Annotated in this window: 6 protein-coding genes; 3 read left to right on the top strand and 3 right to left on the bottom strand. The window is 61.7% G+C overall.

Going from position 1 to position 12004, the window contains the following annotated elements:
• Positions 1-98: 98 nt before the first annotated feature.
• The 3 genes from RCF49_RS06685 to RCF49_RS06675 all read left to right on the top strand — a co-directional run bounded on the left by RCF49_RS06685 (position 99) and on the right by RCF49_RS06675 (position 7975).
• Complete coding sequence (locus RCF49_RS06685) at positions 99-1409, top strand: MFS transporter (protein WP_342643258.1); 1311 nt, start codon at positions 99-101, stop codon at positions 1407-1409.
• Between the two features lie 372 nt (positions 1410-1781).
• The gene (locus RCF49_RS06680) at positions 1782-3671 is read left to right on the top strand and encodes an autotransporter assembly complex protein TamA (RefSeq protein ID WP_342643257.1); all 1890 of its coding nucleotides are present in this window, start codon (positions 1782-1784) and stop codon (positions 3669-3671) included.
• A complete protein-coding gene (locus RCF49_RS06675; protein ID WP_342643256.1) occupies positions 3671-7975 on the top strand; it encodes a translocation/assembly module TamB domain-containing protein in 4305 nt (1434 codons plus the stop codon). Before RCF49_RS06680 ends, RCF49_RS06675 begins: the two co-directional genes overlap by 1 nt.
• Before the next feature lie 143 nt (positions 7976-8118).
• On the opposite strand, the gene RCF49_RS06670 is transcribed toward RCF49_RS06675, so the two are convergent.
• The 3 genes from RCF49_RS06670 to RCF49_RS06660 form a co-directional block, all read right to left on the bottom strand.
• Positions 8119-8379 (bottom strand): hypothetical protein, encoded by a 261-nt coding sequence (locus RCF49_RS06670; protein WP_342643255.1) that lies wholly within the window; start codon positions 8377-8379, stop codon positions 8119-8121.
• A 111-nt stretch (positions 8380-8490) separates the two neighbouring features.
• Entirely contained in the window at positions 8491-10353 is a 1863-nt protein-coding gene (gene mdoH / locus RCF49_RS06665) for a glucans biosynthesis glucosyltransferase MdoH (protein ID WP_342643254.1), read from the bottom strand.
• Positions 10350-11882, bottom strand: a complete 1533-nt coding sequence (locus RCF49_RS06660; protein WP_342643253.1) for a glucan biosynthesis protein — start codon at positions 11880-11882, stop codon at positions 10350-10352. Before RCF49_RS06660 ends, mdoH begins: the two co-directional genes overlap by 4 nt.
• Positions 11883-12004 lie beyond the last annotated feature (122 nt).

Genomic DNA, 12004 nt, shown 5'->3' with positions numbered 1-12004 from the left:
AATCATATAGTACTTGGAGCTGCTTAACAGGCACGGCGAGTTGCCCCGGCCGCCGCCTTGCCGCAGACTGCAGGAATCATCGAGCTTGGGGGCGGGTTATGGAAAACAGCCAGTTCGGACTTTTGACCAAACGGCGCTTTCTGCCGCTCTTCATCACTCAGGCGTTGGGCGCGTTCGACGATAATGTTCTCCGCAACGCGATAGCAATCCTGATCACCTTTCATCTGGCGGTGAAGCAGGATCTCAACGCGCCGCTTCTGGTCACGGTTGCCGCGGCCCTATTCATTGCTCCTTTCTTTTTGTTCTCGGCCCTTGCCGGGCAGCTTGCGGACAAATACGACAAGGGCAGTCTGGTCCGCGCCATAAAGCTAGGGGAGCTCGGTTTCGCGATTGTGGCAGGCGCGAGCCTTTTCACTGAGAATGCTGCCTTCATGCTTTCCGTGCTCTTTCTGTCCGGCACGCTCGCCACCTTCTTCGGCCCGATCAAATATGGAATTCTGCCGCAGCATCTCAATGAACGGGAACTGGTCGGCGGGAATGCCATGGTGGAAACCGGGACTTTTCTCGCGATCCTGCTTGGTCTCCTGTTCGGCGGATTGGTGGTCATGACAAATCATGGCATTGCCATTGTCGCGGCGACCATGGTCGTCACTGCGATCGCCGGCTATCTCGTTGCGCTTGCGATTCCAAAGGCACCGCCGCCTGCTCCCGATCTCAAAATAGACTGGAACCTGCTGAGCGCCACGCAGGCCGTGCTGGCCTATGCCTTCCGGGACCGGGTCATCCTGCAGGCGATGTTGTGCATATCGTGGTTCTGGGCGATCGGCGCGGTGTTCCTGGCGCAGTTTCCCTCGTTCACCAGGCTGGTGCTCGGGGCTGATGAAGCGGTGAGCAACCTGCTGATCGCGGCGTTCACCGTCGGTATCGCCATTGGATCGCTTCTGTGCAACAGGCTCCTGCGGGGGGCCATATCGGCTAGGCTTGCTCCGCTTGCGGGACTTGCGCTCACCTTATGTGCGCTGGACCTCGTATGGGCATCCTCCGGCCTGCCGCCTGCCGGCCCTCAAACGCGGCTTATGGGCTTCATGGATTTCCTCAGCACCATTCAGCACTGGCGGGTCATGGCGGATCTCACCGGCATGGCAATCGCCGGGGGTCTCTTCGTGGTACCGCTGTATGCGCTGATGCAGTCGGAAAGCCCGCCTGAGCTGCGATCCCGCATCATTGCGGCCGCGAATATCATGAATGCCCTGTTCATGGCCGCTGCCACAGGGCTCGCCGCGGCGCTGATCGGCGCAGGGATCAGCATTCACGGGGTGTTCCTAGTTTTCGGCTTGATCAACCTGATGTTCACCGTGAGTGTGCTGTCTATTGCCGGATGGCGCGGGCGGGCCACAGCGGGCCGGTGATGCATCCTTTAATCATGGTTAATAGAATATTGAGTGGCGGGTGATTGGCCGCTAGGGTGACGGCATCCACGCAGTGCCCGCGGAGGAGCGTTGCCGCCGGATTGGCAGAATTGTCCTCGACTCCTGGACATTTTTGCGAATGCGCCGGCCACCCTCTCAGGAGAGGCCTGCCTGTCTAATTTATGCCCCGACCTGCGTTAATATGGGACAAGTTAAATAGAAGCTTAAGGTTATTCTTACATCTCGAACGTTTAATCCAGACGTTCGTATGATCTCGATTTGAGGGGATATTGTTTTGCGGAGGCAGTCTGAAGCCCCGGAAAGGGATAGGACCGGCAGAGGTGACCAGCGCGTTGCGGGGGCAGGCCGATAATGCGCAGGCTCGTCAAGAAGTGGGCGCTGGCCCTGCTTGCCAGCGTCGCAGTGCTGTCACATCCCCCGTCCGCCCAGGCTCTCGACATTTTCGGTTTCAAGATCTTCGAGCCTGAGCCGCCCGAGGGCTCGATTCCCTATGAGGTGGAGTTCAAGGTCGAGCCCGAGGATGAGGAGGTGCTCGACCAGCTCAAGGCGGCGTCTTTGCTGGAAAATCAGAGCGACACACCTCCTGAGGATGTGGCCGCGCTGGTGTCACGGGCGAGGGCTGACGAGCAGCGGCTGATCGGGGCGCTTTATTCGTTGGGCTTCTACGGCGGCAGTGTGAACGCCTCCATTGCCGGCCAGCGTCTGTCCGATCTGGCGCCCGGCAGCCTGCCCAGGCTGCCGCACCCGCCGGTGAAGATCGAGGTGGTGGTGCGTCCCGGACCGCAATTCCGGTTTGGCCGGGTGACGATCCAGCAGCCTGGTGGCGAAGTCAGCAGCGATCCGGGCGATTATGGAATGCGGCCCGGGCGTGTCGCTCGCTCGTCGCTGGTGCTTTCCGCCGAGCTGCAACTGGTGGACGCCTGGCGCAGCCGGGGACATCCGCTGGCCAAGATCACCAGCAGCGAGGTCACCGCGGACCATGCCAATCGCACACTGGATGTGGCGCTCACGATCGATCCGGGACCACAGGCCCATTTCGGTGAGATCACGGTCGAGGGGTCAGAAGGGGTCGATCCAGAATTCGTGCGCAGCCTCATCGAGATCAACCCGGGCGATGTCTATTCACCCGAGGCCGTGATCAAGGCGCGCGACCGGCTGCGGGCGCTGGAAGTCTTCAACCAGGTGCGGATGGTCGAGGCGGAAAGGCTCAACCCGGACGGCTCACTGCCGCTGATCGTGCAACTCGAGGACCGCAAGCCTCGCTACATCGGGGCATCGGCCAATTACTCGACCGTGGATGGAGCGGAGATCAATGCCTATTGGGGGCATCGCAACCTGTTCGGGCAGGCCGAGCGCTTGCGTATCGATGCCACCGTGAGCGAGCTCACATCGCTCGATTTCGATGACTATCAGTATGAGCTCAAGGCGGAATTCGTGAAGCCGGCCGCCTTTGGCATCAATACGGATTTCATCAGCTCGGCCAGCCTGTTCCACGAGAAGCCGGACAATGACAGCTATCGCGCTTATGGATTCCGCGGGCGGGTCGGCGTTTCCCATCGGTTCGATGAGACGCTGGTTGGCACGCTGAGTGCCGAAGGGCAGGTCTCGCATGCGAAGGATGCATTCGGCTCGCGGGATTACAGCCTGGCGGGCCTCAATGGCACGATCTCCTACGACCAGCGCAACGACGTGATGAACCCGACCTCGGGCTACAGGGTCGTGGCCTCCGTCAATCCGCTCGCCGATGTCAATCGCGGCAATGCCTTCTCGATCAATCGCGTGGATGCGACCGCCTATTACCCGATCGATGCTCAAAATCGGTATGTGCTCGCGGGGCGGGTGGCGTTGGGATCAACCTTCGGCACGGATCTGCCCGGGGTGCCGCCGGAGCGGCGCTTCTATGCGGGCGGGGGCGGATCGCTGCGCGGCTATGCCTATCAAAACGTCTCTCCACGCCGTGACGGCAAAATCACTGGTGGGCGCGGCCTTGCGGAAGCGTCCTTCGAGCTGCGCGCACAAGTGACAAAATCGATCGGTATCGTGCCCTTCGTGGATATGGCAATGGTCTCGAGCGGTGCGCTGCCGGGCTGGGGCGATACGGTGAGCAAGATCGGCGCGGGCATAGGCCTGCGCTATTTCACCGCGATCGGTCCCATTCGGCTGGATGTCGCAGTGCCGCTCGATCCGGACAAAGATGATCCAGATTTCGCCATCTATATTGGCTTAGGTCAGTCGTTCTGATGATTCGCAAGTTTGTAAAGTGGGGAGCGGTTGGCCTTGGCGGCGTGCTGTTGCTTGCGCTGGTGAGCGTGAGCGTGCTCGTCGGTACCAACTCCGGCCGTAATTTTATCGCAGGCCTCGCCGAGGACTTGGCCGCCAGCGACAATTTCGGCCTGACCGTAGGGGAGGTCGGGGGATCGGGCCTCGGCGAGCTGCAGGTGACTGAGATCGTGGTCCGGGATCGCCAAGGTCCCTGGCTTGCCATTCATGACCTCGCGCTGGGCTGGAACCCGCTATCGCTCCTGTTCGGCACTGTCGATGTCTCGCGGCTGTCAGCGGAGAAGATCGTCGTCTCGCGCTTGCCCGTCTCGGGGGACAAGCCACAAGAGGAGATCTCATCATCCGGGCTGCCTCCCATCGGCATCAAGCTCGATGAGCTCGCGGTGCGTCGCGTCGATCTCGAAGCACCGGTGCTCGGCGCCCCGGCTGTGCTGGCGGTGGCGGGCAGCCTCGCGCTCACCAATCCCAGCGAGGGCTTGTCGGGCACGCTCCGCATCGATCGCCGGGATGGAGCCGGGGGCAATCTTGAAGCCAAATTCGGCTATCGCGATCTCGACCAGTCGATGACCGTGGATGCGCAGCTGAGCGAACCTCAGGGCGGCATTATCGCCAAGCTCATGGGGGTGCCGAATGCGCCAGCCACCGCGGGCCGGATCGTCGGGGCAGGAACGCTCAATTCTTGGCGGGCAGATCTCTCGCTCGATGCAGGGGCCGAGCGGCTGCTCGCCGGGTCCGTCCAGATCCAAGGGTCGGAGGCGGGCCGCCGCCTCACCGCCGGGATCGGCGGCAGTCTCGAATATCTGATGCCGCAAGCACTGCAGGAGCTTTTCGCAGGCGAGAGCCAGTTCATCGCGCAGGTTGATTGGGTGCCCAGCGGAACGCTTTCGCTGCAGCGGGCGGAACTCGCCTCGCGGCGGGCGCGGCTTCAACTCACCGGAACGAGCGATCTCGATCTCAATGTTTCCCGCGCACAGCTCACCGCCGAAGTTGCCGATCCCGAAGGCGGCATGATCAGTCTTCCCCTGGGGGCGGGCGCACCGCTCGTGCTGCAGAATGCGAAGCTCACCGCCGAGCTTGGCGCCGCAGAGGGGCCGCAGCCCGTCACCGCCAATCTTGTTGCGCAGGCAATCGCGGCCCCGGAGGGTCAGGTTGAGAGCATCACCGCGACATTCTCAGGCGCGCGCCAGGATGCTTCACTTGCCTCGCTTTGGACGGCGCTGCGCGGCAAGCTGAGGATCGTCGCCAAAAATCCGAAGCTTGCCGATCCTGCTCTCCAAAGCGTGCTCGGCGAGACCGTGACACTCGATGGCCGCTTCGGGGTGAGCCCGGATGTTGTGGCGATAGACGAGGCCGCGCTCAATCTGGGCACCGGGGTGGCTCGCTATGTGGGCACGATCAATGGCGAGGGGTTGAATGGCACGACGTCGCTGGCCGTTCAGAACCTCTCGGCGCTGTCGGGCCTTGCCGGCATGCAGCTCTCAGGGGGAGCGAACCTTTCAGCGAATGGCAGGGTCAGTTTCAAAGACCTGCTGTTTGCCATGACCCTCGATGGCACGATGCGTGATCTTGCGGTCACGGCGGAAGATGGAACCGAGCAGCGCGTTCCGGGCATCGTGAAGCTGTCGGGATCGGCTGCCAAGCAAGCCAATGGCGGCATCACCATTCAAGGGGTGAGGCTCGAGGGCGAGGGATTGTCGGCGGCAATAGACGGTGTGCTGGATGACAGCCGGACCAATCTCAAGGCGACAGGCCATATCGGGAATCTTGGCCTGCTCAATCCACGGCTCGGCGGTAGCGCCGATCTGGCGGTCAATGCGCAGGGGAGCCCCGAACAGGCGCGGTATTCGCTGAAGCTGACCGGGAGCGGCCTCACCGTGGAGGGGCAGCCTGTCGAAAATCCGAGCATCACGTTTGCGGGCGAGGGCGCGCTTGCCGCGCCGGGTGGGCGGCTTACGGTGGCGGCGCGGTTTCAAGGACGCGATCTCAATGCGCAAGCCGATATCGCGCGCGGTGCGGATGGCGTCACCAGCCTAGACAATCTCGGTTTCGTCTATGGTGCTGCCCGGGCATCGGGCCGTATTCAGGTCGCCGCCGATGGCACGCCGAACGGCGCGCTCATGATCAATGTGGATGATTTCTCGGCCTTCCAGGCGCTCGCCGGGATCCCGCTCGCGGGCTCACTCAAGGGAAATGTGGCATTCACGCCGCAAGCGGGTGACGTGGTCGCCAGCATCAATGCCTCGGGCAGCGGCCTCAAGTTCGATACGACGCAAATCGGCTCGCTTGCCGTCGATGCGAGGGTCGACCGGCTGATGTCGGCGCCAGTTGCGCAGGGAAGCGTAAGGCTTATCGGAACCAAGTCCGGCACGCTCGAGATCGGCGCGGTCACTGTGAATGCGACAGCCAGCGGCGAGAGCACGCGCCTTGATCTGCGCACCAGCGTCGCCGGGGCTGATCTTGCCAGTGTGGCGACCATCGCCATGGCAGGTGATGCGATCAATGTCGGGCTCGAAAAACTCAACATTGCTGCGCGCGGCGAAGCGCTCACTCTTGCGCGCCCAGTGAATATCGCGGTGCGCGGCGGCAGTGTCAGCCTGCCGGAGACCGTGCTCTCCTCACGCGGAGGCCGCATCGTGCTCGCGGGCAAGACGGGGGAGGCGCTCGACCTCCGGGCCGTGCTCGAGAATGTTCCGATGTCACTTGCGGCGATCGCAGCACCCAATCTTGGCCTTGCTGGAAATCTCAGCGGCAGCGCCACAATCAAAGGAGCACCCTCGGCACCATCCGTCACCTATCAGCTCGACTGGCGCAATGCCGCGCTTGCGCAAACGCGGGATGCAGGCCTGCCGCCGCTGAGAATCGAGGCCAAGGGCGCAACGCAGAACAATCGCGTTTCGGTGGATGGCAGCATTACCGGAGGTGACCTCAACCTGCGGGCAAGCGGTTCCGCACCGATGGGACAGGGCGACCTTGCGGTGAAGCTTTCGGGTGGCATCCCGGCAAGCCTGCTCAATCAGATGCTGGTGCAGAGCGGAGCCACGGTCAAAGGCAATATCTTGGTCGATGTGCGCTTCGCGGGGCCGGCGGCAAGTCCGATCATCAATGGGACCATCGGCACGAAGGGGGCCGTCTTCAATGATCCGGGAACTGGCATCACGCTGACTGATATCGTGCTGCAGGCGCGTCTCAATGGGAAGCAGGTGGTGCTGGAGACGGCGCAGGCGAAATCATCGGCAGGCGGCACGATCAGCGCGGGCGGAACGATCAGCATCGATCCTGCGACCGGCATGCCAGCCAATATCAGCATTCGCGCCGATGGCTTCAAAATCAATGATCGCCGGATGGTGGATGGGGAGATCGGGGCTGATCTCAAGCTGACGGGCGCGCTCGCGAGCAAGGTGGTGCTGGGGGGGCGCGTCAATATCGGCCGGATGAATATCTCGATCCCAGAGCAGCTGCCGAAGTCGATCGCGGATCTCAAGGTGACCCATGTCAATGCGCCGGCCGACATTCAGGCGCGGGTCGAGAAGCAGAAGGCGCAGGATGAGAGCTCAGGCGGTCTGCCGCTGACGCTCGATGTCACGGTTGATGCGGGCAATCAGGTCTTCATTCGCGGCCGCGGGCTCGATGTGGTGCTGGGCGGCACCGTGCGGATCACCGGAACGGCGGCGGCGCCGGTCGGTATCGGCGCTTTCGAACTGAGGCAGGGTACGCTCAGCGTGCTTGGCAAGCGGCTGACTTTCACCGAAGGGCGCGTCGACTTCCTGGGCTCGTTCGATCCTGAGCTCAACTTCGCGGCTCAATCGAAGGCCAGCGACATCACGGCCGTGGTTCGTGTGCTCGGCAAGGCGAGCGCGCCGCGGTTCTCGTTCGAGTCCACTCCGCCTTTGCCGCAGGATCAGGTGCTGGCACGCTTGCTGTTCGACAAGCCGCTCGATCAGCTCTCGCCATTGCAGATCGGGCAATTGTCGATGGAGGTGGCGAAGCTCGGCGGCATCGGTGGGGGACCGGGCCTACTGGATGAGCTGCGCAAGGGCCTCGGCGTCGACGTGCTCGAGGTGACAGGGGATAGCGAAAAGAACACGGCCGCGGTGAGCGCGGGCAAATACGTCAACGACAATGTGTATGTGGGCGTGAAGCAGAGCACCGACGGCACGTCGAGCGCGGTTGTGGATTTCAACGTCACCAGAAGCATCCAGCTGCGTGGCGAGGTCGGATCCGACGGCTCCAGCAAGCTCGGCGTTGGCGTGGAATGGGACTATTAGAACAATTGGGACGGGGCGGGATCGGCGAACAGATCGGCCTAGCAGCTCAGATCTGGGCGCTCCGCTTATCGCGGACCAAGCAAAAATCTTGCTTGGTCGCATTCTTGGCGCGCCAACCGGTGTCCAATTCGCTCGAAAATGCGCTAGGCAGCTGAGCGCTGCACGAGCCGCCTGAGATCTGAAATCTCTTCCTGCTCGAACATCCGGATGCCGTCGACCCATATCTTGGCGGCAACCTGCTCGTCACCTTCAATGGCGGCCAGTGCGGCATCGCAGGCCTCTAGGACAGTGGCAAATTTTCTATCTTGGAGACCATAATAGCCAGCAAAGTTCACCCGATAGATGAAAACCTTGCTTCTCCGATCATTGGTCACGCCGATCTGTAGCGTTCTTTTCTTGGTCATGGACTTCGCCTCCATGGACGAAGATGGAAGCTAATCATGCCAATTTGATGTCGAAAAGACGCTTTTTAAAATTATTAACAACCTGACATCTTTAAGGACTTGACATCAGATTTAAATTTGCGGTGCAGGCTTGCTGACTTCTTCGGGAATCAGAAAGAGGCGGACACGCCGAAACGCAACACCGGCCGAGACTTGCGCAGTGAGCCACGACAGGAAGGGCGCGAGGACCAGTCCTATCGTGACCGGGGCGAGCCACAGGAATGTGTCGAGGGAAACAGCGTAGGCGGCCGCGGCCATGGCGGCACCGAACAGCATTTGGCCGTAGTGATTGCTGAAGATGGTGGAGAAGGGCAGCGAGCCATCATCCCGCCGCTGAGCATTCCAGCCACTGTCGCGCCCCATGACGATCTCGGCGACCCAGCGCGTCTGCAGCAGCATCATGACTGGCGCAATGAGGGCCGAGAGCAGCGTCTCGGCGATCATGCCCAGCACAACCGCAAGGCCACCGCCGCAGGACTGCCGCGCGGAGGGGTTCAGGAGCACGGCGCTGACACCAAGCACCTTGGGAAACAGCAACACGGCCATGGTGAAGCCGAAGAGCTGCAGGGCCCGCTCGCTGTCGAAGACCGGCCAGCGCGGAAACAGGTTGAAGCCTTCCGGGAAATAATCCGGATGGGTGAAATGCGCCTGGGTTGCGAGCACGAGGCCGATGGTCAGCATCGCGAGCCAGAGGGGCGAGGCCAGGTAAGACATGATGCCCACCAGCAGGTGGATGCGGCTCATGTTGCAGAGGCCTTTGGCGCCGATCACCTTCATGTGCTGGAGATTGCCTTGTGCCCAACGACGGTCGCGTCCGGCGAGGTCGATGAGTGAGGGCGGGCATTCTTCGTAGGAGCCCTTGAGCTCGGGAACCATGTAGACCGACCAGCCGGCGCGGACCATCAAGGCCGCCTCGACGAAATCATGGCTCATGATGTGTCCGCCGAACGGCTTGCGTCCGGGCAGTTCCGGCATGCCCGCCGCTTCAGCGAAGGCCCGGGTGCGGATGATCGCGTTGTGGCCCCAGAAATTGCTTTGGCGGCCATGCCATGCGGCAAGGCCCTCGGCGATGATCGGCCCATAGATGCGGGTTGCGAATTGCTGCATCCGGGCAAAGAGCGTGCTGCGGCCCGCCAGCATCGGCACGGTCTGAATAATGCCCGCATTGGGGTCGAGCGACATGGCGCGGGCAAGATAGAGCAGGGTTTCCGCCGTCATCATGCTATCGGCGTCGAGGACGACCATGTGATCGTAGCGCGCGCCCCAGCGGCGGATGAAGTCAGCGATATTGCCGGCCTTGCGCCCGGTGTTCTGGGCGCGGCGGCGATAGAAGACGTGGAGATCCGGCCCGAGCGCTGCTCTCAACGCGCGGACTGCCGCTTCCTCCTTATGCGCGATCTCTTCATCGCGCGTATCGCTGAGGATGAAGATCTCGAAGCTGTCGGATGCGCCATTCGCGTCGAGATCGCGGCCCATGATCTCGAGTGCCCGGCAAGTGCGGCTGGGATCCTCGTTATAGACGGGCATCACCAGGGCGTTGCGGCCCAGCGGCCCCGGCGGGAGGTGCGGCGGTACAGCCTCGGTGTTGCGGACCAAGCGGATGAAGCCCAGCACCGCGCTGGCGCAGGGCAGGGCGATCCATAGGAAGGTGATGGCGAACAGGCCCGCGAAGACGAGCTGAAGCCAGCTCACCTCCGACACGGCCACCACATTGATCATTTCATAGGTTGCGAAGGCGGTAAGGAGCAATGTGGCCATACCGACAAAAATACGAGAGGCCACAGTCTTGCCATCGGGAGCGGGGCGCTTGCGTGCCTGCCGCGCATTCCAGCGGGTGAGCGATTGCACCGGCATGAGCAGAGGCCGCTCCGGCGGGACGAGCACATCGTCCATATTATCCGGATGCTGGGCGAATGCCGCGGCATTCCTCGTCATTTGGTCCATCGGTATAGCCACGTCTCCGCAACCGATCGTCCATCCCGCATCATCCGGAGTCGCAACTCTATGAGGTCGCGATCGACCGGATCAAGCTCAAAGCTTACCCGGTGAGTCCTGTCATCGGGATTATCGCGGGGGACGATATTCGAAATGATCCCGCCACTGGCGCTGATGTCGGGTTTGGCTCCTTCAAGCTCAGGCGTCTTGAGGATATCCAGAACGAATAGCCGCTTATCATGGGCAAAATTAAGGCCCATACGCGTGGACTCGACTGATGCAATCGGCTCACCGCGTGGAATGGCCGGGCCCCAGTGAAGTCTATAGGTGAGCGTGAAGGGCTCGTTGGCACGAATGGGCTGAGCAGGCCGCCAATAGGCCACGATGTTGTCGTTGGTCTCCCGGTCGGTTGGAATCTCAACCAGCTCCACATGTCCGCGTCCCCAATCGCCGACCGGCTCCACCCAGCATGTGGGGCGCTTCTCATAATGCGCCTCGGTATCCTCGTAATAGTCGAAATCCCGCCGGCGCTGGACCAGACCAAAGCCTCTGGGATTGCTGTCGACGAAGGCGCTGATCTGCAGCAGGGTCGGATTGGCGAGGGGCCGCCAGAGCCATTCGCCATTGCCAGTCCAGATGGCGAGGCCATTGCTGTCATGGACCGCCGAGCGGAAGTCGTCGAAGCGGTGGCGATTTGTCGGATCGAATAGGAACATGCTGGTCAGTGCACCAAAACCGACATGGTTGAGATCCACGCGCGGGAACAAGGTGAACTCGACATCGATCAAAGTGGTGTCGCCGGGGCGAAGCGTAAACCGGTAAGCGCCGGTGGTGCTCTGAGAATCAAGCAAGGCATAGACGACAATCACGCGCGCGTCCGGCGCGGGCCGCTCTATCCAGAACGCGCGGAAGAACGGAAACTCCTCTCCTTCAGGAGAGGCGGTGCGCAAGGCAAGGCCACGGGCAGAGAGGCCGTAGAGCTGACCGCGTCCGACCGCGCGAAAGTAGCTCGCTCCCTGAAAGACCGCAAACTCATCCATATAGTCCGGCCGATTCATAGGATGGCGCAGCCGAAACCCGGAATAGGCAAGCTCAGTTCCCTCCGGGGGCGGCGCCACACGCGGCCCGAACGTGAAAAGGTTTGGATTATAAAGGACGGGGCGCGCCTCGCCGTTCTCGACGAGGTAAATGTCGACAGGGGTCTTGTAGATCGACCCGGAATGCTGCAGGTCAACTGCGAAACCGCGCCCGTCGCCGCGCCAGATCGACGCTTCGGGGCGGAATCTAATATCTCTATACTGATCGTAAGTCAGATTAGAGAGGCTTTCAGGAAATTGAATCTCCCTGGGATTAAAGGGCTCGCGAGCGAGTGTCTGCGCAAGATCGCGAACATTTCCCGGAGAAAAGCCCGTTGGTTCACCAACGCGGAGCATATCCTCCGGCGCCTGTGCTTGCGCGGAAACTGGCGAAAACGGTCCCCCGGCCAGAATAATACCACCAATGAATTTCAGGATCTCTCGACGATCCATGTGTAAACGCCCCACTATACGCACAACAGCGCACCCGGCTCCAAGACCGGAGTTCGCGCCGTCTAATATGAATTTACGCTAAAACTGTGATGCCGTTTGGAGATTGAGCACCCCTATTGATC

Source organism: Rhodoligotrophos sp. CJ14 (genome assembly GCF_038811545.1).
GTDB classification, from domain to species: Bacteria; Pseudomonadota; Alphaproteobacteria; order Rhizobiales; family Im1; genus Rhodoligotrophos; species Rhodoligotrophos ferricapiens.
The sequence above is the reverse complement of the archived record's forward strand: the minus strand, read 5'-3'. Positions and strand labels throughout refer to the sequence as shown.

Excerpts from the sequence above, each read along its gene's own strand:
- RCF49_RS06660 (WP_342643253.1), bottom strand. The coding sequence starts at position 11,882 with ATGGATCGTCGAGAGATCCTGAAATTCATTGGTGGTATTATTCTGGCC.
- RCF49_RS06675 (WP_342643256.1), top strand. The coding sequence starts at position 3,671 with ATGATTCGCAAGTTTGTAAAGTGGGGAGCGGTTGGCCTTGGCGGCGTG.
- RCF49_RS06680 (WP_342643257.1), top strand. The coding sequence starts at position 1,782 with ATGCGCAGGCTCGTCAAGAAGTGGGCGCTGGCCCTGCTTGCCAGCGTC.
- RCF49_RS06685 (WP_342643258.1), top strand. The coding sequence starts at position 99 with ATGGAAAACAGCCAGTTCGGACTTTTGACCAAACGGCGCTTTCTGCCG.
- mdoH (WP_342643254.1), bottom strand. The coding sequence starts at position 10,353 with ATGACGAGGAATGCCGCGGCATTCGCCCAGCATCCGGATAATATGGAC.
- RCF49_RS06670 (WP_342643255.1), bottom strand. The coding sequence starts at position 8,379 with ATGACCAAGAAAAGAACGCTACAGATCGGCGTGACCAATGATCGGAGA.